Annotated in this window: 25 protein-coding genes; 19 read left to right on the top strand and 6 right to left on the bottom strand. The window is 72.2% G+C overall.

Features of this window, described 5'->3' with window-relative positions:
* The first annotated feature begins 264 nt into the window (after positions 1–264).
* The 3 genes from ACFPZI_RS11795 (at position 265) to ACFPZI_RS11785 (ending at position 4367) form a co-directional block, all read left to right on the top strand.
* Positions 265–1449 carry a MarP family serine protease gene (locus tag ACFPZI_RS11795; RefSeq protein WP_381361915.1) on the top strand — a complete coding sequence of 395 codons (1185 nt, stop codon included), beginning with the start codon at positions 265–267 and terminating at the stop codon, positions 1447–1449.
* A gap of 109 nt (positions 1450–1558) precedes the next feature.
* Complete coding sequence (locus ACFPZI_RS11790) at positions 1559–2461, top strand: TIGR01777 family oxidoreductase (RefSeq protein ID WP_381361912.1); 903 nt, start codon at positions 1559–1561, stop codon at positions 2459–2461.
* A 511-nt stretch (positions 2462–2972) separates the two neighbouring features.
* On the top strand, positions 2973–4367 hold the full coding sequence (locus ACFPZI_RS11785) for an NAD(P)/FAD-dependent oxidoreductase (RefSeq protein WP_381361910.1): 1395 nt from the start codon (positions 2973–2975) through the stop codon (positions 4365–4367).
* Between the two features lie 312 nt (positions 4368–4679).
* Here ACFPZI_RS11785 and ACFPZI_RS11780 read toward each other — a convergent pair whose 3' ends face one another.
* Positions 4680–6146 (bottom strand): regulator, encoded by a 1467-nt coding sequence (locus ACFPZI_RS11780; protein ID WP_381361907.1) that lies wholly within the window; start codon positions 6144–6146, stop codon positions 4680–4682.
* Between the two features lie 393 nt (positions 6147–6539).
* Between ACFPZI_RS11780 and lipB the strand changes: the two genes are divergently transcribed.
* The 4 genes from lipB to ACFPZI_RS11760 all read left to right on the top strand — a co-directional run bounded on the left by lipB (position 6540) and on the right by ACFPZI_RS11760 (position 9839).
* Positions 6540–7388, top strand: coding sequence for a lipoyl(octanoyl) transferase LipB (lipB, locus tag ACFPZI_RS11775; RefSeq protein ID WP_381361905.1), 849 nt, complete (start codon positions 6540–6542; stop codon positions 7386–7388).
* Positions 7389–7527: 139 nt separating this feature from the next.
* A complete protein-coding gene (lipA, locus tag ACFPZI_RS11770) occupies positions 7528–8493 on the top strand; it encodes a lipoyl synthase (RefSeq protein WP_360037770.1) in 966 nt (321 codons plus the stop codon).
* Positions 8494–8764: 271 nt separating this feature from the next.
* Entirely contained in the window at positions 8765–8968 is a 204-nt protein-coding gene (locus ACFPZI_RS11765; protein ID WP_381361902.1) for an SCO2195 family GlnR-regulated protein, read from the top strand.
* Positions 8969–9137: 169 nt separating this feature from the next.
* On the top strand, positions 9138–9839 hold the full coding sequence (locus ACFPZI_RS11760) for a DUF4191 domain-containing protein (protein ID WP_381361899.1): 702 nt from the start codon (positions 9138–9140) through the stop codon (positions 9837–9839).
* Positions 9840–9938: 99 nt separating this feature from the next.
* Here the strand turns inward: ACFPZI_RS11760 and ACFPZI_RS11755 are convergent, their stop codons facing one another.
* The gene (locus ACFPZI_RS11755) at positions 9939–10406 is read right to left on the bottom strand and encodes an RDD family protein (RefSeq protein ID WP_381361896.1); all 468 of its coding nucleotides are present in this window, start codon (positions 10404–10406) and stop codon (positions 9939–9941) included.
* Between the two features lie 264 nt (positions 10407–10670).
* On the opposite strand from ACFPZI_RS11755, the gene glnA reads away from it, so the two are divergent.
* Positions 10671–12080, top strand: a complete 1410-nt coding sequence (gene glnA / locus ACFPZI_RS11750) for a type I glutamate--ammonia ligase (protein ID WP_381361893.1) — start codon at positions 10671–10673, stop codon at positions 12078–12080.
* A 71-nt stretch (positions 12081–12151) separates the two neighbouring features.
* On the opposite strand, the gene ACFPZI_RS11745 is transcribed toward glnA, so the two are convergent.
* The gene (locus ACFPZI_RS11745) at positions 12152–12607 is read right to left on the bottom strand and encodes an ankyrin repeat domain-containing protein (RefSeq protein ID WP_381361890.1); all 456 of its coding nucleotides are present in this window, start codon (positions 12605–12607) and stop codon (positions 12152–12154) included.
* A gap of 269 nt (positions 12608–12876) precedes the next feature.
* Here ACFPZI_RS11745 and ACFPZI_RS11740 point away from each other — a divergent pair, with 269 nt between their 5' ends.
* The gene (locus tag ACFPZI_RS11740) at positions 12877–13137 is read left to right on the top strand and encodes an SCO2583/SCO2584 N-terminal domain-containing protein (protein WP_381361888.1); all 261 of its coding nucleotides are present in this window, start codon (positions 12877–12879) and stop codon (positions 13135–13137) included.
* 60 nt (positions 13138–13197) lie between these two features.
* On the opposite strand, the gene ACFPZI_RS11735 is transcribed toward ACFPZI_RS11740, so the two are convergent.
* Positions 13198–13506 carry a hypothetical protein gene (locus ACFPZI_RS11735; RefSeq protein ID WP_381361885.1) on the bottom strand — a complete coding sequence of 103 codons (309 nt, stop codon included), beginning with the start codon at positions 13504–13506 and terminating at the stop codon, positions 13198–13200.
* A gap of 232 nt (positions 13507–13738) precedes the next feature.
* Here ACFPZI_RS11735 and ACFPZI_RS11730 point away from each other — a divergent pair, with 232 nt between their 5' ends.
* The 7 genes from ACFPZI_RS11730 to ACFPZI_RS11700 all read left to right on the top strand — a co-directional run bounded on the left by ACFPZI_RS11730 (position 13739) and on the right by ACFPZI_RS11700 (position 21377).
* Entirely contained in the window at positions 13739–14098 is a 360-nt protein-coding gene (locus ACFPZI_RS11730; RefSeq protein ID WP_381361882.1) for an arsenate reductase family protein, read from the top strand.
* A 116-nt stretch (positions 14099–14214) separates the two neighbouring features.
* Complete coding sequence (locus ACFPZI_RS11725) at positions 14215–14889, top strand: RlpA-like double-psi beta-barrel domain-containing protein (protein WP_381361879.1); 675 nt, start codon at positions 14215–14217, stop codon at positions 14887–14889.
* 666 nt (positions 14890–15555) lie between these two features.
* Positions 15556–16281: a winged helix-turn-helix domain-containing protein gene (locus ACFPZI_RS11720; RefSeq protein WP_381361876.1), complete on the top strand. Its 726-nt coding sequence runs from the start codon at positions 15556–15558 to the stop codon at positions 16279–16281.
* Between the two features lie 68 nt (positions 16282–16349).
* Entirely contained in the window at positions 16350–17381 is a 1032-nt protein-coding gene (locus tag ACFPZI_RS11715; protein WP_381361873.1) for an SDR family oxidoreductase, read from the top strand.
* 144 nt (positions 17382–17525) lie between these two features.
* On the top strand, positions 17526–18809 hold the full coding sequence (locus ACFPZI_RS11710) for a sensor histidine kinase (protein ID WP_381362913.1): 1284 nt from the start codon (positions 17526–17528) through the stop codon (positions 18807–18809).
* Positions 18794–19447: a response regulator transcription factor gene (locus ACFPZI_RS11705; protein ID WP_381361870.1), complete on the top strand. Its 654-nt coding sequence runs from the start codon at positions 18794–18796 to the stop codon at positions 19445–19447. The genes ACFPZI_RS11710 and ACFPZI_RS11705 overlap by 16 nt, the downstream gene beginning before the upstream one ends.
* A gap of 358 nt (positions 19448–19805) precedes the next feature.
* Positions 19806–21377 (top strand): DUF1996 domain-containing protein, encoded by a 1572-nt coding sequence (locus ACFPZI_RS11700; protein WP_381361868.1) that lies wholly within the window; start codon positions 19806–19808, stop codon positions 21375–21377.
* Between the two features lie 139 nt (positions 21378–21516).
* On the opposite strand, the gene ACFPZI_RS11695 is transcribed toward ACFPZI_RS11700, so the two are convergent.
* Positions 21517–21978, bottom strand: coding sequence for a hypothetical protein (locus ACFPZI_RS11695; RefSeq protein ID WP_381361866.1), 462 nt, complete (start codon positions 21976–21978; stop codon positions 21517–21519).
* A 218-nt stretch (positions 21979–22196) separates the two neighbouring features.
* Here ACFPZI_RS11695 and ACFPZI_RS11690 point away from each other — a divergent pair, with 218 nt between their 5' ends.
* The 3 genes from ACFPZI_RS11690 to ACFPZI_RS11680 all read left to right on the top strand — a co-directional run bounded on the left by ACFPZI_RS11690 (position 22197) and on the right by ACFPZI_RS11680 (position 25480).
* On the top strand, positions 22197–24227 hold the full coding sequence (locus tag ACFPZI_RS11690; RefSeq protein WP_381361863.1) for a hypothetical protein: 2031 nt from the start codon (positions 22197–22199) through the stop codon (positions 24225–24227).
* Positions 24228–24314: 87 nt separating this feature from the next.
* The gene (locus ACFPZI_RS11685) at positions 24315–25034 is read left to right on the top strand and encodes a TetR/AcrR family transcriptional regulator (protein ID WP_381361860.1); all 720 of its coding nucleotides are present in this window, start codon (positions 24315–24317) and stop codon (positions 25032–25034) included.
* Entirely contained in the window at positions 25031–25480 is a 450-nt protein-coding gene (locus ACFPZI_RS11680) for a hypothetical protein (protein WP_381361857.1), read from the top strand. Before ACFPZI_RS11685 ends, ACFPZI_RS11680 begins: the two co-directional genes overlap by 4 nt.
* A 24-nt stretch (positions 25481–25504) precedes the next feature.
* Here ACFPZI_RS11680 and ACFPZI_RS11675 read toward each other — a convergent pair whose 3' ends face one another.
* Positions 25505–25873 carry a 5-carboxymethyl-2-hydroxymuconate Delta-isomerase gene (locus ACFPZI_RS11675; RefSeq protein WP_381361854.1) on the bottom strand — a complete coding sequence of 123 codons (369 nt, stop codon included), beginning with the start codon at positions 25871–25873 and terminating at the stop codon, positions 25505–25507.
* Positions 25874–25921 lie beyond the last annotated feature (48 nt).

Below are 25921 nucleotides of genomic sequence, written 5' to 3'. Positions count from 1 at the left end.
ATCCGGGAACCATGGCGCGGCCGCGCTCCCCTTGGTCTTTTGAGGACACGCATGCCTTCACTGTGGGTCGGATCGAGCGGGCCCGCGACGTGGCCGCGCCAACCGGTGGAACCGTGATCCGGTCCACGGCGGAACCATCGTCCGGGTCCTCGGCGTTCTTCCGGGTACACGCGCGTGCGGCCGCTTCCCGGTGGTCACCCGCGCGTGGCTGATCACCGGGCCCCTCCCCCACGTATGAGAGGGCCCGAGAGGAAGGCGGCGTGCGTGGACCTGCTCGACATCCTGCTGTTGCTGGTCGTCCTGGCCTACGCGGCGTCCGGCTACCGGCGCGGTCTGCTGGCCGGCTGCGTGTCGCTGGCCGGTTTCGTGGGCGGTGCCGTCGTCGGCGTGTGGATTCTGCCCTGGGTGATGGACCTGGTGCCCTCGGGGACGACCGGGGCTACGGTGACGGCCCTGGTCACGGTGCTGCTGCCGGCGGCCGCGGGCCATGAGCTCGCGGGCCGGCTGGCGCTGCGGCTGCGGCGGGAGCTGGACCGGGGGCCGCTGCGGGTGGCGGACGGGGTCGGCGGGGCGGTGGCCAACTCGGTGGCCGTGCTGATCGTGGCCTGGGTGATCGCGTCCGTCCTCGGTGCCTCCTCGTCCCCGTTGATCACCTCCGCGATCCGGGACTCGCGGCTGCTCGGCGCGGTCCACGAGGTGATGCCGGACAGCACCCCCGCGTGGTTCTCGCGGGCCACCTCGACGCTGACCGAGGCGGGCTTCCCGCAGGTCTTCAACCCGTTCGAGAACGAGTCGACGGCCGAGGTCGCCGAGCCCTCCGGCGACAGCGTCACCGCCGCCGCCACCCGGGCCGCCCAGCGGAGCACGGTGAAGGTCGAGGGCGTCGCGGGTCTCCAGGGCCGCGAGGGCAGCGGCTTCGTGTACGCGGCGGAGCACGTGATGACCAACGCCCATGTGGTGGCCGGCATCGACGAGCCGACCGTGCGGGTCGGCGGCGTCGGGCGGGCGTACGAGGCCCGGGTGGTGCTGTTCGACCCGCAGAAGGACGTGGCCGTGCTGTACGTGCCCGAACTGCGGGCGCCCGTCCTCCGGTTCGTCGACGACGCCGACCGCGGCGACTCGGCGGTCGTCGCGGGCTACCCGCAGGACGGTGACCTGAATCTCCAGGCGGCGACGGTCGCGAACCAGGTGCGGGCGAGGGGGCAGAACATCTACGGGGACCAGGTCGTCACGCGCGAGATCTACTCCATCCGCTCCACCGTGCGCCCCGGCAACTCCGGCGGGCCGCTGCTGACCACCGACGGCCGGGTGTTCGGCGTGGTGTTCGCCCGGTCCACCTCGGACGCGGAGACCGGCTACGTCCTGACCGCGGCCGAGGTCGCCGGCGACGCGGAGCGCGCGGCGAACGCGACGGCACCGGTGGACACGGGGGAACCGGTGACGTCGTAGACGGCGCCGCGGGCCGCCGCGGATCGACAGGTCGGCATGGGGGTCACTTTACGACCGGGCCCGTCGTGTGTCCGCCGTGATGTCCGGGCGGCGGGGCAGGATGGGAATCATGGAACCTTCCCGCATCGCGGTGGCCGGCGCGTCCGGCCTCATCGGCGGCGCACTCGTACAGTCCCTCACCGCCGACGGGCACAGGGTGGTGCGCCTGGTGCGCAGGACGCCCCGCACGGAGAACGAGGTGCGGTGGGACCCGGAGCGGGGGTCCGTGGACGCGGCCGGGCTCGCCAGGTGCGACGCCGTGGTCAATCTCGCCGGCGCCGGGGTGGGCGACCACCGCTGGACACCCGCGTACAAGGAGCGGATCCGCACCGGCCGGGTGCGGGGTACGGCCGCGCTCGCCGAGGCCGTCGCCGGGATGAAGCGGGACGTACGGCCGCGGGTGTTCGTGAACGGCAGCGCGATCGGCTACTACGGCGAGACCGGCGACCGCGCGGTCGACGAGAGCGCGCCGGCGGGCTCGGGCTTCCTGCCGGAGCTGTGCGTCGAGTGGGAGGCCGCCGCGGCACCGGCGCGGGAGGCGGGTGTGCGGACGGCGTTCGCCCGGACCGGGCTGGTGGTGGCCCGCGGGGGCGGGGCGTGGGGCAGGCTCTTCCCGCTGTTCCGGGCCGGGCTGGGCGGGCGGCTGGGCGACGGACGCCAGTACTGGTCGTACGTCGCCCTGCACGACGAGGTGGCCGCCCTGCGTCATCTGCTCGACACCGACGGGCTGTCCGGGCCGTTCAACCTGACCGCGCCGCACCCGGCGACCAACCGTGAGATCACCGAGGCGATGGCGCGTGTGCTGCGCCGGCCGACGCTGTTCGCGGTACCGGCGCCGGTGCTGCGGACGGTGCTCGGCGAGATGGCCCAGGACGTACTGGGCAGCGCCCGGGTGCTGCCGACGCGGCTGCTGGAGTCGGGGTTCCGGTTCGCGTTCCCGGACATCGAGGGGGCGATCCGCGCGGCGCTGTGACGGGGCGGGCGGGGCGGAGCGCACCCCGGGTGAGGGGCGGTGGGGGCCTGGGGCGCGGGACGACCGGGGCGCGTGCGCCCTGGGGTCTTTCGTGCGGATCAGGCCGGATCGGGGAGCGGGGTCCCGTGCCGGGGCACCGCCCATGCCCTTCGGGCAGTGGGGATCATCGCAAGGCGGAGGGGGGGCCAATGGGGGGGGTCTTCCCTGTTCATGGAGGGTCCCCCCGCTCGAGCGGAGCCGAGAGCTTGGGGAAGGAGCCCCGGGGGCCGCCGACAACGCGGCGAGGTGCGGTGCCGGACCCCTCGAGCCCGGCCTGATCCACACGACAGGCCCTGAATGACCGCTGCGTTCCGTCCGGCGGGCGTATGCGACCGCCGTGCGCCCGTGCCCCTGCCGATGCGCGACTCCCCGGGCGCCTTCCCGGACCTAACCTCGAGCAGAACTCGCTTATCCCTGGGGCCTGTTGGGGGCATGACGTCTCCAGCGTCCGCGCAACCTCGAGGAGGGGCACGTGCTTGAGCCCACGTACCAGGCGGACGTCGTCGTCGTGGGGTCCGGGATCGCCGGACTCTCCGCGGCGCGACGGCTGACCGGCGCAGGAGTCACCACCGTGGTCCTGGAGGCCGCCCACGCGGTGGGCGGCCGGATGGCCACGGAGAAGATCGACGGCTTCCGGCTCGACAGAATCGGGCAGTTGCTGTCCACGGCGTATCCCGAGCTGCGGCCGGCCGCGGGCTTGGACGGGCTCGTCCTGCGCCCGTTCGCGCCCGGGGTCCTGCTGCACAGCGACGGACGACACCACCGCGCGGGCGTGCCCACCGGCGCGCGGGGCGCAAGGGGCGCACTCCACGTGGTGCGCGCCCTGGCGAGCGCCCCCAGGGCGGGGTCGGCACCCCGGAGGCCGGTGGCCGTGCCCGGACGTCAGGTGTCCGCGCCGCGGAGCCGGACCGGCGCCCCGCTGGGCACCGCCGTCGACCAGGCCCGGCTGGGTGCCGCGTTCACCCGGCTCGCGGGCACACCGGTGGAACGGCTGCTGGTCCGGCCGGAGTTGACCGCCGCCGAGGCGCTGCTCGCCCGGGGCCTGCCGGCCCGTACCGTCGACGGCTTCCTCCGTCCGCTGCTCGCCGCCCTGTTGTGCGACCCGGACCTCACCACGTCGAGCCGGTGCGCGGATCTCGCGCTGCGCGCCTTCGCGGCCGGGCGGCTGTGTCTGCCGGAGGGCGGCGCGGAGGCGCTGCCGGAGCTGCTGGCGCGAGGACTGCCGGCGGGCACGGTGCACACCGGCGTCCGGGCCACCTCCGTCTCGACGACGTCGGTGACCACCGCCGAGCACGGCGAGTTCCGCTGCCGCGCGGTGCTGATCGCGACGGACGCGCGCGCCGCCGCGCAGTTGCTGCCGGGCCTGCGGGTGCCGGACTTCCACCCGGTGACGGTGGTGCACCACGCGACGGACGAGCCCCCGGAGACCGGTGCCTCGCTGCTCCTGGACGCCGACCGGGGCGGTCCGGTGACGCACACGGCGGTGGTCAGCCGGGTCGACCCGTCCCGGGCCCCGGCGGGCCGCGCGCTGGTGTCGTCCACGGTCCTGGGTCCGCCCGGGGCGCAGGTGGACACGGACGTACGCATGCACCTGTCCAGGCTGTACGGCATGTCGACGGCGCGCTGGGAGACACTGGCGGTCCACCACACCGCCGACGCCGTGCCGGCGACGCCTCCGCCGCACGATCTGCGCCGCCCGGTGCGGCTGCTGGCGGGTCTGTACGTGTGCGGCGACCACCGCGACACCAGCACCGTGCAGGGCGCCCTGCACTCGGGCCGCCGCGCCTCGGCCGCGATCCTGGCGGACCTGGGCGCGGACCGCCCCCTGCACACGGCCGACCCCCTCCCGACACCCCGAGCAGCCTGACCACCCCGGGTGGGCGGCGCCCCGCGCCGCCCCCTGCACACGGCCGACCCCCTCCCGACACCCCGAGCGATCTGACCACCCCGGGTGGGCGGCGTCCCGCGCCGCCCACCGTCTCCTTGCCGACCACCCCGCCCGCCACCGACGCACGGAGCTCCTACCGACGCACGGCGCCTGTCCGGACCCGTGCCCCCGGGCAGCCGTCAGTCGCTCCACGAGGCGTCTGGCAGTCCCCGACGGCCCTCCGCCGGCCCCGGTGGCCGCGGGGCACGGAGCCACCGCGGCCCCTCGACCCGCGCCCATCGGCGTCGCCGCTCAGCCGTACGCCGCGATCCTCTCCCGGTAGACGCGGACCGGGGCCGCGTCATGGTAGGGCTCCAGGCGGCGTTCGAAGTCGCGGACGTACTCCACGGCCCGTACCGAGCGCATCTCGGCGGCCTGGCCCGCCGCCTCGGCGGCGAGGAGGCAGGCCTGGTCGAGTTCGCCGAGACCGAGGCGCGCGGTGGCGAGGACGACCCGGCAGAACAGGCGGCTGCGGGCGTAACCGGGGGCGCGCAGTTGCAGCGAGCGCTCCGCGTGCTGGGCGGCGGCCCGGAACTGCTGGAGGTCGCGGTGGCAGTGGCCGAACTCGTCGGCGAGCTGGGCCTCGTCGAAGAAGCGCACCCAGTGCGGGACCTCGTCGCCGGGCCGTGTGCTCTCCAGGGCGCGTTCGGCGCGTACCAGCGCCGCGGTGCAGGCGCGGACCTCACCGAGCACCCCGTGCCCGCGCGCCTCCACGGCGTGCAGCAGGGCCTGCACCAGGGGCGGGGTGGAGCCGCCCACGCCCTGCTGGGCCACCCGCGCCAGCTGCACGGCCTCCCGGCCGTGGCCGAGGTAGACGGCCTGCCGGCTCATGGTGACCAGGACGTACGCGCCGTAGGTCCGGTCCGCTGCTGCCTGGGAGAGGCGGAGCGCCTGGACGAAGTAGCGCTGGGCGAGCCCGTGCGCGCCGATGTCGTACGACGTCCAGCCGGCCAGCCGGGTCAGGTCGGCGACGGCGGCGAACAGGCGGCGGCCGGTCTGTTCGCCGTAGCTGCCGCGCAGCATCGGCTCGCACTCGTGCTCCAGGTAGCGCACCAGGGCCTGGCGGGCGTGGCCGCCGCCGTAGGCGTCGTCGAGGGTGCGGAACAGCTCGCCGACGGAGCGCAGGGCGGCGATGTCGCCGCCGGTGACCCGCTGGCCGGGGCCGCGTTCGGCGGCGTGCCGTCGGCGGGGGGCGAACCCGGACGGCCGCCCCGCCGGTCCGCCCGCCGGTCGGATCTGGGCGGGGACGCGGACCGATGGTTCGGCGCGGGCCACCTTCTCGTCGGCACGGCCGATGAGCCAGTCCCGGCTGGGTACGACGAGCCCCGCCGAGGTGAAGGCGATCTTGCGCAGCTCGGCGTGGCTGCCGGAGTCCTTGCGCCACAGCCCGCTGACGATGTCGACGGCCTCGTCGGGGGTGGCGGCGAACTCCAGGCCCGCGTAGACGGGGGCACAGGCGTCCAGGCCGAGGTCCTGGGCGGTGAGCCTGCGGCCGAGGCGCCGGGTGAAGACCTCGGCGATGAGCGCGGGTGTGGTGCCCCTGGGCTGCTGCCCACGCAGCCAGCGGGTGACGGAGGTCTTGTCGTATCTCAGGTCGAGCCCGTGTTCGAGACCGAGCTGGTCCACGCGACGGGCGAGTCCCGCGTTGGAGAACCCCGCTTCTGCGATGAGCGCGGCGAGCTGGCGGTTGGGGGTGCGCTGCGCGGGTCGTTCCGACATCTGCGGTGCGGTCTCCTGCCTTCCGGCGAACGTGGTGGTGCCCGGATTGCCATGAGCAGCCCATGAGCAGCTCTTACGGCCTGCTGAACGGCGCGAATGTAGCGGAGAGTAAACGCCTGGTCGCAGCATTCGACTCGCATTCATCCGATCGTGTGAGGATTAACCTCGCGGCTGACGACCGGGGACCCTGGAGCGGCACGGAACCGGCGCCCCCACGCGCGCCAGGAGAACTGCCGGAACAGCGGCCCGACCGGGCGCCGGAACAGCGACCGGTCGTACGGTCGTACAGTGGCTTGGGCACGTTTCGCGCCTTACCGCGTTTCCGTGTTTCCGTGTTTCCGCCTTGATGCTCGTTTGCCTTACTGCCTTACTACTGCCTGGGAGGCGCTCGCCGTGAGTGAGTTGCGGTTCGTCCGAATGGGTTTCGGGACCGAGTCCGTCGACTACCAGGTGGCCTGGGACGAACAGCGCCGGGTGCACGCGGCGCGGTTCGCCGACGAGGTGCCCGACACCGTGATCCTGCTGGAGCACCCCTCGGTCTACACGGCCGGCCGGCGCACCCAGGACAGCGAGCGCCCTCTCGACGGCACCCCGGTCATCGACGTGGACCGCGGCGGCAAGATCACCTGGCACGGCCCCGGCCAGCTGGTGGGCTACCCGATCCAGAAGCTGCCCCGCCCGGTGGACGTGGTGGCGCACGTGCGGCGCCTGGAGGAGGCTCTGATCCGCACCTCCGCGGAGTTCGGCGTGACAGCCACCCGCATCGAGGGCCGCAGCGGGGTGTGGGTGCTGGGCGACCCGGTCGAACAGCGCCCGGCGCGATATGGAGGGGCAGCGCGCAGCACTTCGGCCGAGGATGGCGGCGGGCGACGGGCGGGCCTCTCCCTGGACTTCGACCCCCGCCTGACCGACGAGGAGTTCGACCCGCGGCTGAACGGCCCCGAGTACGCGCCCTCCAACGCCGGCCAGCGCCGCGAGGACCGCAAGCTCGCCGCCATCGGGATCCGGGTGGCCAAGGGCGTCACCATGCACGGCTTCTCGTACAACGTGCAGCCGGACAACAAGTGGTTCGACCGGATCATCCCGTGCGGCATCCGCGACGCGGGCGTCACCTCCCTCGCGGCCGAACTGGGCCGCGACATCACGCTCGACGAGGTGCTCCCGGTCGTCGAGCGCCATCTGCGCGACATCCTGGAGCACGCCGACCCGAAGCCCCGGGAGATCATCCGCGCGAGCGCCTGATCCGGCCCGATCCGAACGAGAGGCCCTGACCTCGCATCCGGGAATGCGCCCCGCGCCTCGGAGGTTGGCCTGACCGGCAGGCCCGACAAACACGGGCGTACCCTGGTGTACGCCGAAGAATCGAAGCTAGGGAGCCGATGTGTCCGCAGTCGCACCCGACGGACGCAAGATGCTGCGCCTTGAGGTCCGCAACAGCCAGACCCCCATCGAGCGCAAGCCCGAATGGATCAAGACGCGGGCGAAAATGGGGCCCGAGTACACGAAGATGCAGAACCTCGTCAAGAGCGAGGGCCTGCACACGGTCTGCCAGGAAGCCGGCTGCCCGAACATCTACGAGTGCTGGGAGGACCGCGAGGCGACCTTCCTCATCGGCGGCGACCAGTGCACCCGGCGCTGCGACTTCTGCCAGATCGACACCGGCAGGCCCGAGGCCCTCGACCGTGACGAGCCGCGCCGCGTGGGCGAGTCCGTGGTCACCATGGACCTGAACTACGCCACCATCACCGGCGTCGCCCGCGACGACCTGGAGGACGGCGGCGCCTGGCTGTACGCCGAGACCGTGCGCCAGATCCACGCGCAGACCGCCGCGCGCGAGACCGGCCGCACCAAGGTCGAGCTGCTGGCCCCCGACTTCAACGCCGTCCCGGAGCAGCTGGCGGAGGTCTTCTCCTCCCGCCCCGAGGTGTTCGCGCACAACGTCGAGACCGTGCCCCGCATCTTCAAGCGGATCCGCCCCGGCTTCCGCTACGACCGCTCCCTGAAGGTCATCACCGCCGCCCGGGACTACGGCCTGGTCACCAAGTCGAACCTGATCCTCGGCATGGGCGAGACCCGCGAGGAGGTCGGCGAGGCGCTCCGGCAGCTGCACGACGCCGGCTGCGAGCTCGTCACCATCACGCAGTACCTGCGCCCGTCGGTGCGTCACCACCCCGTCGACCGCTGGGTGAAGCCGCACGAGTTCGTGGAGCTGAAGGAGGAGGCCGAGCAGATCGGCTTCTCCGGCGTGATGTCCGGCCCGCTGGTCCGCTCCTCGTACCGCGCCGGCCGCCTGTACCAGATGGCGGTCGAGAAGCGCGGTACGTACGTCGCGGCGCAGGCCGTCTGACGCGACGTCCCCCGCACGCTCCGGCCCCGGGTGAGGCATGCGCGTGAACTCGCGCACAAGATACTACTGGCCGGTAATGGCCGAGAAGACGCGGCCCCGGCCGTCCTCGCAGATGAGGGCGCACGCCGGGGCCGCGTCGGCTTTCGCGGGCGCGAACCTCGGCTTCATGTCGGTTTGACCGGCGGGTCACGCCCTGGTAACACCAATCTGTAACCCTGGAATCACGCCACGTACTCCCGTATCCGAAGACACTTCGAGGGGGACCTCCACGATGCAGGCCGCGCCCGTCCGCGCCACCGCCATCCCGTCCTTCGGCACCGCCCTGCGCGCTGTCGAGTCGCTCCTGATGAGCGGCGGCCAGCGCACCGCCCGCCGCAACGCCTGGACCTCCGTACTGGAGGACCGCCGTCGCGCCAAGGACCGGGTCGAGGCACAGCGCGTGCTCGACCGGTCCCCGACCGTCACCAACCTCTGACCTCTCCCCTGTTTCCTGAACTCCTCCTGCCCGCCACCCGGTTCCGCCCCGACGCCGGTCCCGCGCCCGCTCCCCGCGCGGCATCCGTCCGTCACCCTCCCGGCCCCCACCCGGCCCCTCACGGACACTGCCGTCGTTCTCGCTCCTGGGGACACGTAGACTTCGTGGCATGGCGAGGAAGGAAACCGCAGCGGACGCTGCGAACCCCGGGCGACTGAAGCAGATTGCCCTGACCTACAAGATGACCCGCAGGGCCGACAAAAAGATCGGTCTTGTACTCGCGGCTATCGGAATCGTCACCTTTGGTGTCTTCCTCGCGATCGGTTTCTTGATCGGTCACCCCATCTATCTCGGCATCCTGGGCTTCCTGCTCGCCTTCCTCGCGACGGCGATCGTGTTCGGGCGCAGGGCCGAGCGAGCGGCCTTCGGGCAGATGGAGGGACAGCCGGGCGCTGCCGCGGCCGTACTGGACAACGTCGGCCGGGGCTGGACCACCACCCCCGCCGTGGCGATGAACCGCAACCAGGACGTGGTGCACCGCGCGGTCGGCAAGGCCGGCATCGTGCTGATCGCCGAGGGCAACCCGAACCGGGTGAGGAGCCTGCTCGCCGCCGAGAAGAAGCGGATGAACCGCATCGTCGCGGACGTGCCGGTGCACGACATGGTCGTGGGCACGGGCGAGGGCCAGGTCGAGCTGAAGAAGCTGCGCACGACCATGCTCAAGCTGCCCCGCGTACTCACGGGCCCGCAGGTCACCGCGACCAACGACCGGCTGCGCGCGCTGGGCGACCTGATGAGCAACATGCCGCTCCCGAAGGGCCCGATGCCCAAGGGCATGAAGCTCCCGAAGGGCGGCCCGAAGGCCCGCTGAGGCCCCGTATACGACGCTTGCACGAAGAGGGGGCGCCCGGAGTGATTCCGGGCGCCCCCTCTTCGTCGTACCGGCTTCGTCGTACCGGCGCCGCCGGCGTCAGATCCGTACCTCGACCGTGCGGGCGAGCCGGTCGTGCAGGCCGCGGCCGTCGCGGTCCCAGATCAGGGCGGGGACGGCCAGGCAGAGCAGCGCCGAACGGACCAGGCCGCGCACCGGCTGGACCCGGCCGCTCTCGAGGGCGACGACGCGCAGGCCGAAGAGGCGCTTTCCGGGAGTGAACCCGACCGTGCCGACGGTGAGGACGCTCAGCACGAAGAACAGCAGGAGCGCCCAGTTGCTGGTGCTCTGCCCGTAGCCGTCGGTGATGAGGCCGTATGCGATCAGGACGCACAGCGCCCAGTCGACGGCCAGGGCGCCGATCCTGCGCCCCGGACGGGCGATGGAGCCCGGTCCGTCCTCCGGCAGCCCCAGCTGCTCGCCCCGGTACCCGAACTCGGCGCCGGCGTCTTCCATGGCCGCGCGCGGCCCGGAGAGCCACGATCCGATTGCCTGCCTGTTGTCCACCCGACCACGGTACTGCGCCCGTACATGACCGGCGGAGGGCGGGGTGGACCGGGGAGGGGGCGGGGTGGACCGGGGAGAACGACGATGCGACGGCGGGATGTGACCGGGCTACCGTGAGAGATGAGCCGGTTAACTTGTGCGAAACAAATGGGTCACGCCCGAGAAATCACCCGTCCCTAGGGTCGAGTGCAGCGTGGGCCACCCGCACTGGCCGCACGAACGATCTACCACCCCGGCGGGACGGTCGGGAGTAGGAGGAGCTGGATGTTCCAGAACGCCGACGAGGCCAAGAAGTTCATCGCGGACGAGGACGTCAAGTTCGTCGACGTCCGCTTCTGCGACCTCCCGGGCGTGATGCAGCACTTCACGGTGCCTGCTGAGGCGTTCGACCCCGATGAGGAGCTGGCCTTCGACGGATCCTCGATCCGCGGTTTCCAGGCCATCCACGAGTCCGACATGGCGCTGCGCGCGGACCTCATGACCTCCAGGGTCGACCCCTTCCGTCGTGACAAGACGCTGAACATCAACTTCTTCATCCACGACCCGATCACGGGCGAGCAGTACTCCCGCGACCCGCGCAACGTCGCCAAGAAGGCCGAGGCCTACCTCACCTCCACCGGCATCGCGGACACCGCCTTCTTCGGCCCCGAGGCCGAGTTCTACGTGTTCGACAGCGTGCGCTTCAACACCTCGGCGAACGAGTCCTTCTACCACATCGACTCCGAGGCGGGCGCCTGGAACACCGGTGCGCTGGAGGACAACCGCGGCTACAAGGTCCGCTACAAGGGTGGCTACTTCCCGGTCCCGCCGGTCGACCACTTCGCCGACCTGCGCGCCGAGATCTCCCTGGAGCTGGACCGGTCCGGCCTGAAGGTCGAGCGCCAGCACCACGAGGTGGGCACGGCCGGCCAGGCCGAGATCAACTACAAGTTCAACACCCTGCTCGCGGCCGCCGACGACCTGCAGCTCTTCAAGTACATCGTGAAGAACGTCGCCTGGCGCAACGGCAAGACCGCGACCTTCATGCCGAAGCCGATCTTCGGCGACAACGGCTCGGGCATGCACGTCCACCAGTCGCTGTGGTCGGGCGGCACCCCGCTGTTCTACGACGAGCAGGGCTACGCCGGCCTGTCGGACATGGCCCGCTACTACATCGGCGGCATCCTCCGGCACGCCCCGTCGCTGCTGGCCTTCACCAACCCGACGGTGAACTCGTACCACCGTCTGGTGCCGGGCTTCGAGGCCCCGGTGAACCTGGTGTACTCGCAGCGCAACCGTTCCGCCGCGATGCGCATCCCGATCACCGGCTCGAACCCGAAGGCCAAGCGCGTCGAGTTCCGCGCCCCGGACGCCTCCGGCAACCCGTACCTGGCGTTCTCGGCGCTGCTGCTCGCGGGCCTGGACGGCGTCAAGAACAAGATCGAGCCGGCCGAGCCGATCGACAAGGACCTCTACGAGCTGGCCCCCGAGGAGCACGCCAACGTGGCGCAGGTCCCGACCTCGCTCGACGCCGTCCTCGACCGCCTCGAGGCCGACCACGAGTTCCTCCTCCAGGGCGACGTCTTCACGCCGGACCTGATCGAGACGTGGATCGACCTGAAGCGCACGACCGAGATCGCCCCGCTGGCCCTGCGCCCGCACCCGCACGAGTTCGAGCTCTACTTCGACGTGTAAGGAGCACCGGCCGGACGCACACCGTCCGGCCCTTCTCCGCCCGTACGCCGGAAACGCTGCGAGGGCCGCTGTCACCCTGCCGGGGTGGCAGCGGCCCTCGTTGTCTCGTCCGGGCTCTGCGCGCCCGCTGCGAGGAGGAGTTCGGCCGTCTTTGTGTGGTGGCCGTTCCTGGCCCACTCGAGGGGCGAGCGGCCCTCGCCGTCGTCCTCGCGGAGACCGGGGTCGGCACCATGGGCGAGGAGTTGACGTACGACATCGGCATGGCCCCAGGCGGCGGCCGCGCACAGAGGGGTGCCGTCCGTCTCGTCACGGCTCTCCACGTCCGGGGAAGCTCCCGCGTCCAGCAGGCAGGCGACGATCTCCGTGGCTCCGCCGACGGCGGCCGCGTACAGCGGGGTGGTGCCGTCGGCGTTGGCTCCATCGGGGTCGGCGCCCGCCCGCACGAGCGCTCGCACCGTGCCGGCCTCTTCGCGCATCGCTGCCTGGACCAGTCTTCCGGAGAGCTTCTTGCACCTTCGTCTGTTCATCCGGGCGAGCGTATGCGGCTGCTCTCTCTCCTCGTACTGCCGTTGCCGGCCGCCCCGTACGCGACCGGCCGTTCCGCGCCACGGGCGGCCCCGTACCACCCCCGCGCTCCGTCACCACGCTCCCCCGGCCGACGGCGTCCGACGGCCCCGCGGAACCGTCCGGCCCGGCCGGGAACGAGACTCCCACGTGTGTCCGGAAGACACTTTCCCCGACGAGGCCGACAAGGGATGATTGAAGCTGACACTGCTGTTCGAGAGAGGCCACGGGGATGCCCGAGAGGGACGACGAGGAGCGCGAGTTCGACATCAAGTGGGCGGACACGGCCGAGCACAAGGAGCCGTCGGCCCGAGCCCGTATGCTCGCCGCGCGCTGGAAGGACAGCCCTCCCGGCCCGGTCCCGTTCCGCGGTGAGCCGGAGCACCGGGCATCCCGCCGCTCGTCGTCGTCCTGGGTCTCCACCGCCGTGGTCCTCGGCTGCGTCGCCGCGGTGATCGTTTTCCTCGGCTACATCAACTTCCGGCCGTACTGATCGCAGAGCGGCCGGGCACCCCCGGGGAACGGGGGCGCCCGGCACCGGTCAGGGCTCGGTTCAGCGGTTGTAGCGCATGAAGGCCCGGACCATGTGGCAGGTCATGTCCGACGGCGGGTGGATGCCGATCAGGTGCGCCACGCCGCGTATCGTCTCGTTGCGCGCCTGGTCGGGGAGGTAGACGCCGGAGTCGAGCAGGGCGATGGCGAGCCGCATCGCCTTGAGGCGGCGGTTGTGCGTCACATACCACTCCCGCGGGCGGCCCGGCGGCAGCGGCCGCTTCGCCACGGGCGCGCAGGGCATTTCGAGCGGGACGGCACGCTTCGCTGTGGACTGGGTGGGCATCGGCTTGAGTGCGGCAGCGGGCACAGGGATCCTCCTGTCGCGGTCAGGGTGCCCACCGAGATCCATTCCGACCCCGGCAACACCCTCGAACACTGCTACCAGTTTACTGCCCGGCACTGACATCCGGGGAACCTGAAGCAGCCATCGAAGGCCCAGGTGAGGCGGCGAATTACGGCCGCGGAACATCCGGTTCGGAGGGGGCGCGTGAGGCCGGAGAGAAATCGAACAGAGCTGGGCCGGGCGTACGGTGGGCGGCATGGAGATCTGGATCAATCCGGCCTGTTCCAAGTGCCGGAGCGCCATCAGCCTGCTGGATGCCGAGGGTGCCGGCTACACCGTCCGCCGTTATCTGGAGGACGTGCCGAGCCCGGACGAGATCCGGGAGGTGCTGGAGCGGCTCGGACTGGAGCCGTGGGACATCACCCGCACCCAGGAGGCCGCCGCCGAGGAGCTCGGGCTCAAGGAATGGCCGCGGGACGACGGATCGCGCGAGCGCTGGATCACGGCGCTCTCCGAGCACCCCCGGCTGATCCAGCGCCCGATCATCACCGCCGGGGACGGCACGGCGGTCGTGGCCCGCACCGACGAGGCGGTACGGGACTTCCTGTCCCGCTGAAGACCAATTCCCGTGTGACACAGGCCACTTCGGAGAGTTGACCGGACCGCTGAGCAACTCCGTTCGGGATCTCGTACATAGCGGCGTACGCTCCCCTACCGTTTCAGGAGGCGCGCATGTCGCGCAGGAGAACGCTCGGCCCCAAGAAGAAGATCGCTCTGCTGCTGAGCGCGGTGACGGTGGCCGGCGGCGGCGCCTTCATCATGGCGAGCACGTCGAACGCCTCCCAGGCGCCCACCACCAAGTCGGCGGCCGACTCGACCGTCTGTCAGGGCCTCGCCACCGCGCTCGGCAACAACCAGAAGTTCATCGAGGGCCAACGGGCCGATCCCGACGCGCTGTCCGAGGCGCGGATCGCCAACCGCGAAGCGGTCATCGCCCAGATCGAGCTCCAGCAGAAGGCGTCCGGGTGCACGGTGGGGGAGTCGGCTCAGGACTCCCAGCCCGCGCAGCCCGCGCAGCCCGCGCAGCCCGCCCCGGACGAGCAGGCCGGCGGTGACGACGCGGCGCAGAACCCGGGCGGCGACGGCGCGGCGGCCTCCGGCCAGCAGGTGTGCAACGGCTCCACGATCACCCTCTCCGGCGAGGACGGCGCCCCGGCGGCGTCCAGCAACCAGTTCCCGGCGGGCACCCGGCTCAAGGTCACCAACCTGGACAACAACAAGTCCACGACCGTCGAGGTCACCGGGGTGTCCGGCAGCTGCGCCCTGCTCAACAACGCGGCCTTCGAGCAGGTCCGCGAGCCCGGTAAGTTCCTGATCCGCCGGGCGCTCATCGAGAAGGTGGGCTGAGACCCGGGGCCCGCCCCGGAATCCGGAAGCATCCACCCGCAGAGCCCCCTGCGGCGCAGACCAGGTTCGGGGGGCGTGCCGCAGCGCGCCCCGGCCCGGTCGCGCCCCGGGGTGGGAGCCCTTCCCCGCTCGACCGCCGTCGAGAGCGGGGAAGGGCTCCCTGTCGTGTACGGCCCCGTCGTACCCCGGCCGTGTACGGCGGGGCCCGTCGCGCACCTGGTGACGCGTCTGATGGTCGACACGTGCTGCTCCGCGTTGGAGAAGGCCGGTCAGGTCTGAGCCGTCCCCCGGCTCAACACCCGTCGGCGAAGCGGGGGGTGCCCGTCCGCCGGGTGCCCCTCGCTTCGCCGGGTTTCACGCCGTCCCGGGCGTCCATGCCGTGAACGGGGCTCCTGTTGGGGCCCGGGTTCTGCTTCAATGGGGGCATGGACGGTTTCCGGGAGCTCATCACGACAGGTCGCCGTGACCTCGAGCCCTTCTGGCCCTCCCGTCAGCACGACGACTTCGACCGGGAGTGTTGCCGCGCGACGACCGCGCCGGCCCTCTGACGCCGTACATCCCGGCCTTCCGCCGGCGCGAACCGCGTACGTCCTCGACGAGCCCGACCACGATCTCGCGGCCGTCGAGCATCTCGACGAACCCTTCGCGCGAAAGAGCTGACCTCTCATGGCGACCACTCGTTCCGTCTCCGCCGCGGCCAACGCGGCCACCACCGTCTCCGCGAACTCCGCCACCTCACCCGCCCCGCTGGGCGCCCCTCTCGGCACCTCTTCCCACCCGTCCCGTACCGCGCCGGTGAACGGTCATCCGCGTCACCGGCTGCGGGCCGTCGCGCCGGACGAGGAGGGGGGCCTCCCCTGGTCGAACGAAGTGGAGAGCTTGGGGAAGACGGTCGCCGCTCTGCTCCCGCCGGGCGCCACCTGGCTGCCCGCGCCGCAGCACACCCTGCCCGCCCTGCCCGGACATCCGCCGATGGTCGGCTACCTGGTGCTGGTCCCCGCCGACCAGCGGCCGCCGTTCCCGGTGGCAGTCCCGGGCCCCGGAACGGCGCAGCACCACGGCACGGCTTTCCCGGCCGCACCCGACACCAACGACGACACCGCCGCCGCCGACCAGCGGATCCGGGTCGACACCGTGCAGCGCACCGCCGAGGTGGACGGGCAGCAACTCGACCTCACCTACCTGGAGTTCGAGCTGCTCGCCCATCTCGTGGCCCACCCGAACCGGGTGCACACCCGCGACCACCTGGTCGCCACGGTCTGGGGCTACGGCCATGTGGGCGACGGCCGCACCGTCGACGTCCACATCGCCCGGCTGCGCCGCAAGCTGGGCACCGAGCACCGGGGCACGATCCAGACCGTGCGCCGGGTCGGGTACAAGTACACCCCCTGAGCCACCGCCGCTCTGCCCTCGGCAGATCCCCGTTCCCTCACGCCGCCCGGTCCGGCAGAGTCTGGCCCATGAGGCTCCTGATGCTGGGTGGTACGGAGTTCGCGGGACGGGCCGTCGTGGAGGCGGCGCTGGGGCGGGGCTGGGAGGTGACCGTCTTCCACCGGGGGCGGCACGCGGCCGTGCCGGGCGTGCGGTCGTTGCTGGGCGACCGCACGGCCGACGGCGGCCTGGCCGCCCTGGACGAGGCGGACGGCACGTGGGACGTCGTCGTCGACACCTGGTCGGCGGCCCCGTGGGCCGTCCGCGACACGGCGCGGCTGCTGCGGGACCGCGCCGACCGGTACGTGTACGTGTCGAGCCGCTCGGTGTACGAGTGGCCCGCGCCCGCCGGAGCCACCGAGGAAGCCCCCCTGGTGGCCGACGCCCGCGCGGACGCCGGTCACACCGACTACGCGCGGGACAAGCGGGGCGGCGAGCTGGCCGTCGTGGACGCCTTCGGCGCCGACCGGTCGGTGCTGGTGCGGGCGGGGCTGATCCTCGGACCGTACGAGAACGTCGGCCGGCTGCCCTGGTGGCTGAACCGGATGGCCCGCGGCGGCCCGGTCCTCGCGCCGGGGCCGCGTGACCTGCCCCTCCAGTACGTCGACGTCCGCGACCTCGCCGAGTGGATCCTAGGGGCGGCCGAGCAGGGAATCGGCGGGCCGTACAACCTGACCGGCCCGCAGGGGCACGAGACGATGGGCACACTGCTGGAGGCGTGTGCGGAGGTGACCGGGGGCGCGGCCGAGCTGCGGTGGACCGAGCCGGAGGCGATCCTGCGGGCGGGCATCGAACCGTGGACGCAGCTGCCGGTCTGGGTGCCGCCGGGCGGCGAGATGCACGACGCGCTGCACGCCTCGGACGTCTCCCGGGCGCTCGCGACGGGGCTGCGCTGCCGTCCCGTCACCGAGACCGTGGCCGACACCTGGCGCTGGCTCCAGGGCCTCGGCGGCACCGCGCCCCAGCGCCAGGACCGGACGGCCAAGGGGCTCGACCCGGAGACGGAGGCGAAGGTGCTGGCGGAGACCCGGGAGCCGGGCGGAGGCGGGGAGAAGGTGTAGGTAACACCACCCCCGGGCCGGGGGGTTCGGCCCCGTGACCGGGTGCCGTGACTCGGCCAGACTGGCGTCATGACCACGGAGCGCAGGACCACGGGCCACATGAGCGGTGACACGACGACCATGGACCTCACGAACGCGACGGCCATGAGTCCGGAGGCCGGGAGCGGGGGCAGGCAGAAGGGCGGCGGGCGCGAACGGCGCACCAAGGGCCTTCTGAAGGGGGCGCTGCGGGGGCTGGGGCTGGCGCTGGTGTCGCTCCCGCTGTCGGTGATGGCCTTCACCCTGCCCCTGGTCTCGATCGCGCTGCTCCCGGCCGGCGTCGGCATCGTCACCACCCCGTACGTGCTGAAATGGGCCCGGACCTACGCGAACTGGCGGCGGATGCTGGCCGCGGAGTGGGGCGGGGTGCGCATTCCGCCCGCGTACCGGCCGGTGCCGAAGGACGCCAACCCGTGGGCGCGCACCTTCGGGATGCTCCGCGACCCGGCGACCTGGCGGGAACTGCTGTGGCTTCCGGTCGACATGACCGCGGGGTTCGTCACCGCGCTGCTGCCGGCCATGCTGCTGCTGTACCCGCTGGAGGGGTTCGCGCTCGCGGCCGGGCTGTGGCGGGTGATGCCGGACCCGTACTGGTACGGCTTCGTCCCGGTCGGCGACCAGGCCTCCGCGCTCGGCGCCGGGGCGCTGGCCCTCGGCCTGGTCCTCTTCGCCCATTTCCTCTCCCCGAGGGTGCTCGCCGCGCACTTCCGGCTCACCCGTGCGGTCCTCTCCCCCAGTCCGGGCGAACTGGAGGAGCGCGTACGGGTGTTGACCGAGACACGGCGCGACGCCGTGGACACCTCCGCTGCCGAACTCCGGCGCATCGAGCGGGATCTGCACGACGGGGCACAGGCGCGGCTGGTCGCGATGGGCATGGACCTGGGGACCATCGAGGCGCTGCTCGACAAGGACCCGGAGAAGGCGCGGGAGTTGATCGCGCAGGCCCGCAAGTCGTCGGTGGAGGCGCTGTCGGAGCTGCGTGAACTGGTGCGCGGCATCCATCCGCCGGTGCTGGCGGAGCGCGGTCTGGGCGACGCGGTGCGGGCGCTGGCGCTGCGGCTTCCGGTGGCCACCGAGGTGAGCGTGGACCTGCCGGGGCGGGCCCAGGCGCCGGTGGAGTCGGCCGCGTACTTCGCCGTCAGCGAGGTGCTCACCAACGCCGTGAAGCATGCGGAGGCGGACCGGATCTGGGTCGATCTGCACCATGCCGAGGGGTGTCTGCGGGTGAGCGTCACCGACAACGGCAAGGGCGGTGCGGCGATCGGGGCCGGTTCGGGGCTGACCGGGGTGGAGCGGCGACTGGGTACATTCGACGGCATCCTGGCCGCCAGCAGTCCCGCGGGCGGCCCCACCATGGTCACCATGGAGATCCCTTGCGAGTTGTCCTAGCCGAAGATCTGTTCCTGCTGCGTGACGGGCTGGTCCGGCTCCTCGAGGCCCATGACTTCGAGATCGCCGCGGCGGTGGAGTCCGGGCCGGAGCTCAGCCGCGCGCTGGCCGAGCTGGACCCGGACGTCGCCGTGGTCGACGTCCGTCTGCCGCCGACGCACACCGACGAGGGACTGCAGTGCGCGCTCGAGGCGCGGCGACGGCGGCCCGGACTGCCGGTGCTGGTGCTGTCGCAGCACGTCGAGCAGTTGTACGCACGGGAGTTGCTGGCCGACGGCAGTGGCGCGGTGGGCTATCTGCTGAAGGACCGGGTGTTCGACGCGGAGCAGTTCGTGGACGCCGTACGACGGGTGGCGGCGGGAGGTACGGCGATGGATCCGCAGGTGATCCAGCAGCTGCTGGCGCGGAAGTCGGGCGACGACCGGCCGCTGGCGCGGCTGACGCCCCGGGAGCGGGAAGTGCTGGAGGAGATGGCTCAGGGCCGGTCCAACGCGGCGATCGCCGGCAAGCTGGTGGTGACGGAACGGGCCATCGCCAAGCACACCGCGAACATCTTCGCCAAACTGGGCCTGGAGGTCTCGGACGACGACAACCGGCGGGTGCTGGCGGTTCTCGCCTATCTCGACCACGGCCGGTGAAACCGGACCCGCCGGGCCCCGCCCCTTTTCACTGGATGCGGTTGATCCGCAACTCCTCGCGTTTTAGGGGCTGTTGAAACCAGAGTGCCGTACGAACTTCTCATCAATTTCCGGGACGGCTGAACACCCCCGGGGTGGCTCCCGTACTCAAGGGAGCCGCCCCGCTTCTGTTGGGCGATTCGATACCCATAGGGGGTGCTCCTCAGCGAAGTCAGAGGAGTTGCGTGACTCCGTCCACCGCTGAGGCGGCGGGCTTCCAACCCGAAGGCTGCGGTCCAGCCCGAACCGACCCCTTTGCGGGGCAAGCGCAAATTACCAGAGCACCGGGAAGGCCGAGGGCCCCCTTGCGAGGAGAATGATGGGACGCAATACAAGAAAACGCCGTATGCCGTTGGCCGCCAAGGCCGTGGCCGGGACGGCGGTCCTGGCGCTCGGTGGGGGCGGGCTGGTCTGGGCGAACTTCTACGCTTCGGCTCACGAGTCGAACCAGTCGCAGAACCGGACGAAGTCGAACGCGGCACAACAGATTGCCACGATCGACTGCCCGGACGTCGGCCAGCAGCTCTCCAACGTGCCGGACCAGGCCCGCGGTGAGGTCGACGGTGAACTGGCCTCGATGGACCAGCAGATCACCGACGCCTACCAACGCCTGGTCACCACGCGCCAGGCGCAGGCCGGGGACTCGCAGTACGTCCGGAATGCCATTCTGGGTCCGCTCAAGGACCGGCGTAAGGTGCTCCTCGACCGGATCAAGCTGGAGATCAACCGCGCGGGCGGCCAGGCTCCCGGGAACCTGGACGAACTCGCCTCCTGCTCCGGCCGCCCCGCCGAACAGCCGCAGCCGACCGATGGCCAGAACGGCAACGGCCAGGACGGCAACGGTCAGAACGACGGTGGCCAGGACACCGGCCAGGGTCAAAACGGCGACGGTCAGAACGGCGGTGGCCAGGACACCGGCCAGGGCCAGGACGGCGGGCAGGCCCCGACCGACAACGGCAACGGCGCCGCGGGCCCGTTCGCCGAGGACTTCGTCAACATCAACGACGTCCAGCCGAACTCGCGCAACCTGCCGAACGGTCTGGCCGCCAACGGGAGGAGCGGCTCCAAGGGCTCCTTCACCACGAAGTGCGGTGTCAACGAGAACAAGCTGTACAACAGCGACAACATCATCGTGGCCCCCGGTGTCGCGAACGGCGCGCACCACATGCACGACTACGTCGGCAACCAGAGCAACAGCTCGCTCTCCAGCGACGACGACCTGGTCGTCGCCGAGACCAGCTGCCAGAACAAGGGCGACAAGTCCTCGTACTTCTGGCCGGTGCTGCGCGTGCAGGACGGCACCCAGGAGTTCGACGCGGCCGACCAGGGCGGCGGCGCCGAGGGCAACGTCGGCAGGATCCTGCAGGCCCAGAAGGCCGAGCTCCGGTTCGTCGGCAACAAGCGGAGCAAGGTCGTCGCGATGCCGAAGCTGATGCGCATCATCACCGGTGACGCCAAGGCGTTCATCAACGGTCTGGCGAACGCCAACACCTCGTACAGCTGCACCGGCTTCGAGAACCGACAGTCCACGGACAAGTACGTGCTGTGCCCCGAGGGCAGCCAGCTCGTGCGCACGTCCAACTTCCAGAGCTGCTGGGACGGGCAGAACGCCGACAGCGCCAACCACCGTACCCACGTGGCGTTCGTCCAGGCGGACGGCAGTTGCGCGAACGGCTTCAAGGCCATCCCGCAGCTCCAGGTCCGCCTGGTGTACGACGTTCCCACCCCGACCATCGAGAACGGTCAGGTGAAGAACCCGTACGCCGTGGACAGCTTCCCGGAGCAGCTGCACAAGCCGATCACCGACCACAACGACTTCATCAACGTCATGGACGAGAGCCTGATGAACAAGATGGTCAAGTGCATCAACCAGGGCAAGAAGTGCACGTAGTCCCCTCAGTCGTCCACTGAGAAGGACCGGTGACGAGAAAGGGCCGGTGGCGGGAATCCCGCCACCGGCCCTTTCCGTGTTCCCGGTGTGTCCGGTGCGCTCGTTCGGGCTCCGTGCCCAGCCGGGCCCGGCTTCGGCCCTAGTGCCCGGAGTGCCCACCCGTTTTCTCCCCCGCCCGGCCGGACGGGTGCGCACCGCCGCCGTGGTTCATGCTGCTGTGGTCGATGCCCTCCTCCACGTCGCCGCCGAGCCGGCCGCGCAGGTCGTCGAGCACGTTCTCCTCACCGACGGCGACCCACTTGCGTCCGACGAGGTAGAAGCCGCCGTAGTCCTTGGCCATGTCGATCCACTCGCGCTGACCGCGGTCGGTGGCGAAGGTGGCCAGGACGTACTTCTCCTTGCCGGTCTTGCAGATGGCCTGGCGGATGGTGTCGGCGTCGGTCTGCATGTTCGGCTTGCACTTCACCTCGGCGGCCAGGTGCTCCAGACTGCCGGTGGCCGTGGCCGGCACCTCGCTCTCGCCTCCGCCGGACCCGCAGCCCGCCAGCGCCAGTACCGCCACCGCGCCGGTCAGCGCGAGCATCGGTCGGGTCAGCCTCATGAGTTCCTCCGGTCCCTCCGGCGACATGCCGCACGGAGCCCCGGCGAGGGGCTCTCCGCCTTCGATACGGCTCCGGGGCCCGGAGCACTCAATCCCGGGCGGGACAAGTGGCGGGGGCGGGACAAGGACTGCGGGTGCGGGTGCGGGACAAGCGAAGTCGGGGCCGGTGACGCTGCGCAATCAGGTGACTTACGGCCGCATCGCTCGTTCTGCCTGACGTGCAGTCACAGCATGCCGCCAAGCGCCCCGCACCGCCCTCCCCCGACGGTCCGCTCCTCGACGTCGGGCAGGCCGAGGCCGCCCTCGTCGAGCACTATCCGCGGCTCGTCCGACTCGCCTACCTGATGCTGCCGGCCGAGCGGGGCGTCCGGGGCAGGCGGGTACTGACCGCGCACGCCCTGGTGCAGCGCACGCTCCCCCGCGGCCGCACCGCGGCACCGGTCGTCCCCGCCCCGTCCCGGCGGTCCGCGACGCGCTCCGCCCGGTCCGGGCAGTCCGGCGGGGCCGCCGGCCGGGACGGCGACCCCGGCTACGCGCTGGTCAGACTCCAGGTGGTGCGTGCGGCGCTGCGGGCGAGCCCGTCGCGCAGGCGCGGTGCGCGGCGCAAACGGGCGGGGCTGCCGGCCCTGCCCGCACTGCCGCCGCTCCTGCCCCAGGTGTGGGGGCTGCGCCTGTACCCCCGGTCCGGCGGTGCCGGCGAACTCGCGCTGCACCAGCGGCTGTCCGCGCTGCCCGGTCCGGCCCGCGCCGCCTATGTGCTGCGCGGTCTGGAGCGGCTCCCGGACGACGATGTCCGTGCGGTGCTCACCGACGCGGGCGTCGCCGACGCGGCTGCCGCGCTGCGCGAGGCCGACCGGGTGCCGGCCGAGTACCGGCTGCTCGACTCCCCCGCGTTCGACCCCTGCTCGCTGCAGGCCCGGCCCACCGATCTGGTGCACCGCCGCCGCCATCTGAAGGCGGCGCTGGCCGCCGGGGCCGCGCTGGTCGTCTGCGGCGCGCTCATCGGGTTGCCGGACGACGGCTGGGCACCCGACGGTGCCGCCGCGCCGCCGTACGCGCGGAACCCGGCCGCCGAGGCCGCCCTGGCCCCGGGGAAGCTGACCCGGGTCTCCCCCGCCGCCTGGAAGACCTCCGCGCGTACCGACTTCTCCGTGTGGCCGGCCCGCGGCGACCTGACCGGCGACGCGGGCCTGCTGCGCCGCGCCCTCGCCGTGTGGGCCCGGCCCGGCGAGCGGGTGCGGGTGTCGGCGACGCCGGGCACCCCGTCCGGCGGTCCGGCCGGACCGCCCCAGCTGCTGTACGCCGGGACGGTCGACAACGCGCGCGTGGTGGTCCTCCACGACGGTCTGCGCATCGCCAGGTACGCCGAGCCCACGGACGGCACCGAGGGCGCCGCCCTCGACTTCGCCCGGGTCGACGGCGCGGACCGGGCCGGGGCGAGCGCCCTGGTGCTGGGCCGGTCCGACGGCAATGTCCGCTATCTGACGGCACCCTGGGTACGTGCGGCCGGTGCGCGGGACCTGCGCGAGCCCGGCGCGGACACGACGGACCTCCCGCTCACCGACGGCGTGACCTCGCCGCTGGCCGGCCCGGCCCTGAAGCCCGGCTCGTGCACCTCGTGGAATGTGCTGGAGCTGACCGACGACGCCGGCACCCGGCTGGTGACCGACCTCGGCGAGCTGGTCCCGGCCGTACTGACCGCGGGGCGGCCCGGGGCGGCCGGTGAGGCCGCCGGTGCCGAGGCGCTGCGCACGTGGTCGCCGTTCGCCTGCTCCCTGGCGTCGATGCGCTCCGCGGGCGTACGGAGCGTGAACGCGTGGGCCTTCGCCGAGCAGCCGCTGCCGGACGCGAGCGCAGCGAAGTGGGAGTCCTCCCGCCCGGAGGGTGGGGGAGGTTCGGCCGCCTGGGTGTGCACCCGGGCCGAGACCTGGCGGGGCGGCGGTACCCGGGTGCAGGCCCAGTTCCATACGCCGGGCGGACCGTTCGGGGTGGTGGCGGCCCAGGCCGAGGACGTACCGCAGTGCGGGGAGCGTGAGCCGCGGGTGCTGGCCGGGGTGCTGTGGAAGTCCGGGGCGGGCACCTGGTACCTGCTGGCCGCCGGCAGCCGCGGCACCACGTCGGTCACCGCGACGGGCGGTGTCGAGGGCACCGCGCAGGGCAACCTGCTGACCCTCGAGGCCGAACAGGGCGCCCAGGCCGACCTCGAGGGCACCCTGGAGAACGGGGACTCGGTCACCGGGTTCCGCTGACCCGGGGCGGACCGGCCGGCGGACCGGATGATCACTGCCGCCCGGTCCGGACCGTTCGCGGCCGGGTCCGATCGGTAGGCTGTGTGTATGACTACCGGGGTACGCCGCAGAATGGGAGTCGAGGAGCGACGGCAGCAGTTGATCGGCGTCGCCCTCGAACTGTTCAGCCGCCGCTCGCCCGACGACGTCTCCATCGACGAGATCGCGTCGGCGGCCGGCATCTCGCGCCCGCTGGTCTATCACTACTTCCCCGGCAAACTCAGCCTCTACGAAGCCGCGTTGAGGCGTGCCGCGGACGATCTGGCATCGCGGTTCGTGGAGCCGCGCGAGGGCCCGCTGGGGGCGCGGCTGCTGCGGGTGATGGGCCGGTACTTCGACTTCGTCGACGAGCACGGGCCCGGTTTCTCCGCCCTGATGCGCGGCGGCCCGGCGGTCCCCGCAGGCGGAACCTTCTCAAGGAAGTCAGTCTCGACCACCAACGCGCTGGTCGACTCCGTACGGCAGCGGGCGTACGAACAGATTCTGTCGCACATGGGCGCGGTGGAGCCGCCCGCGCGGCTGGAACTGGTGGTGCGGTCCTGGATCTCGCTCGCCGAGTCGACGGCGCTGCTCTGGCTGGACGGCCGTCGTATACCGCGGGACGAGCTGGAGGCCCAGCTGGTGCACGACTTCGCCGCGCTCTGTGCCGTCGCCGCGGCCCACGACGAGGAGTTGGGCGTGCTGCTGCGCGACCTGCTCAAGGACGAGCCGGGCGACGGACCGTTCGTCGACCTGGTCACCCGGCTCATCGCCCTGGCGTCCCGGTGAGCACCACGACGACGTGGGGTCTGGTCGTCGAGACGACCATGGGTACCGGGGAGCGCAAGCACACGGAGGCACAGGTGGTGGCGCACGTCACCGGGTCCCGGACGGAGGCGCTCGCGGAGCTGGAGCGACGGGCACGGAACCACGTGCCCATGCACCCCATGAGCCCCAAGCGCCGTCGCCTCCTGCGGGCCGGCGACGGGTTCCTGCTCGTCGTCGACGGGTCGTGGCAGTCATTCGTGACCCGGTTCACCGTGGCGGAACTGCTGGAGGACTCTGCCGCGCCCCCCGCCCCAAAACCCGTGGTCGAGGCACCGGCCCCGGCACCGGCCGCCCCTGCCGCTCCACCGGGTGAGCCGGCGGAGCGGCGGGTCGGGCCGGCCGTCGAGCTGGACGCGGACGGAGTGCCGGTGCGGCCGGCCTGGCTGGGCCGCACCGACCTGACGTGAAACCGTCCGCCGGCCGGTGAGGCCCTACTCGCTCTCGAACTTGCGGTACGACGCGTCGAGGTCGCGTACCTCGGCGGAGGCGTGCAGGGTCAGATCGCCGACCGCCCGCACATGCTTCCGTACCAGTTCCAGGACGGCCTCGGTGAGCCGCGCCTTGGTCTCCTCGGTCCGCCCGGGGAGCAGGGCGATGTGGATGTGCACGAGGGCGTACTCCGCCTCCTCGTCGTGGCCGATGAAGACGTCCTCGGTCGGGCGGAACCGGGTCTTGCACGCCGGGAGCTTCGCCGCCGCGATCTCCACCACGGTGGTGTGCAGGTCCCGGGCGAAGGCGGGCCAGTCGTGGTCGAAGCCGTGCTTCAGCTGCGCCGAGTAGTCGACAGTGATCTGCGGCATGGGTGAGCCCTCCGGTTCCAGGTCGGAGGGCCCACCCTAGCTTCCGCG

Source organism: Streptomyces chlorus (assembly GCF_042655885.1).
Taxonomy (GTDB): domain Bacteria; phylum Actinomycetota; class Actinomycetes; order Streptomycetales; family Streptomycetaceae; genus Streptomyces; species Streptomyces chlorus.
The sequence above is the reverse complement of the archived record's forward strand: the minus strand, read 5'-3'. Positions and strand labels throughout refer to the sequence as shown.

Excerpts from the sequence above, each read along its gene's own strand:
- ACFPZI_RS11760 (WP_381361899.1), top strand. The coding sequence starts at position 9,138 with ATGGCGAGGAAGGAAACCGCAGCGGACGCTGCGAACCCCGGGCGACTG.
- glnA (WP_381361893.1), top strand. The coding sequence starts at position 10,671 with ATGTTCCAGAACGCCGACGAGGCCAAGAAGTTCATCGCGGACGAGGAC.
- ACFPZI_RS11780 (WP_381361907.1), bottom strand. The coding sequence starts at position 6,146 with ATGTCGGAACGACCCGCGCAGCGCACCCCCAACCGCCAGCTCGCCGCG.
- ACFPZI_RS11765 (WP_381361902.1), top strand. The coding sequence starts at position 8,765 with ATGCAGGCCGCGCCCGTCCGCGCCACCGCCATCCCGTCCTTCGGCACC.
- ACFPZI_RS11725 (WP_381361879.1), top strand. The coding sequence starts at position 14,215 with ATGTCGCGCAGGAGAACGCTCGGCCCCAAGAAGAAGATCGCTCTGCTG.
- ACFPZI_RS11695 (WP_381361866.1), bottom strand. The coding sequence starts at position 21,978 with ATGAGGCTGACCCGACCGATGCTCGCGCTGACCGGCGCGGTGGCGGTA.
- ACFPZI_RS11720 (WP_381361876.1), top strand. The coding sequence starts at position 15,556 with ATGGCGACCACTCGTTCCGTCTCCGCCGCGGCCAACGCGGCCACCACC.
- ACFPZI_RS11790 (WP_381361912.1), top strand. The coding sequence starts at position 1,559 with ATGGAACCTTCCCGCATCGCGGTGGCCGGCGCGTCCGGCCTCATCGGC.
- ACFPZI_RS11745 (WP_381361890.1), bottom strand. The coding sequence starts at position 12,607 with ATGAACAGACGAAGGTGCAAGAAGCTCTCCGGAAGACTGGTCCAGGCA.
- ACFPZI_RS11675 (WP_381361854.1), bottom strand. The coding sequence starts at position 25,873 with ATGCCGCAGATCACTGTCGACTACTCGGCGCAGCTGAAGCACGGCTTC.
- ACFPZI_RS11700 (WP_381361868.1), top strand. The coding sequence starts at position 19,806 with ATGGGACGCAATACAAGAAAACGCCGTATGCCGTTGGCCGCCAAGGCC.
- ACFPZI_RS11740 (WP_381361888.1), top strand. The coding sequence starts at position 12,877 with ATGCCCGAGAGGGACGACGAGGAGCGCGAGTTCGACATCAAGTGGGCG.
- ACFPZI_RS11710 (WP_381362913.1), top strand. The coding sequence starts at position 17,526 with ATGAGTCCGGAGGCCGGGAGCGGGGGCAGGCAGAAGGGCGGCGGGCGC.
- ACFPZI_RS11730 (WP_381361882.1), top strand. The coding sequence starts at position 13,739 with ATGGAGATCTGGATCAATCCGGCCTGTTCCAAGTGCCGGAGCGCCATC.
- ACFPZI_RS11685 (WP_381361860.1), top strand. The coding sequence starts at position 24,315 with ATGACTACCGGGGTACGCCGCAGAATGGGAGTCGAGGAGCGACGGCAG.
- ACFPZI_RS11715 (WP_381361873.1), top strand. The coding sequence starts at position 16,350 with ATGAGGCTCCTGATGCTGGGTGGTACGGAGTTCGCGGGACGGGCCGTC.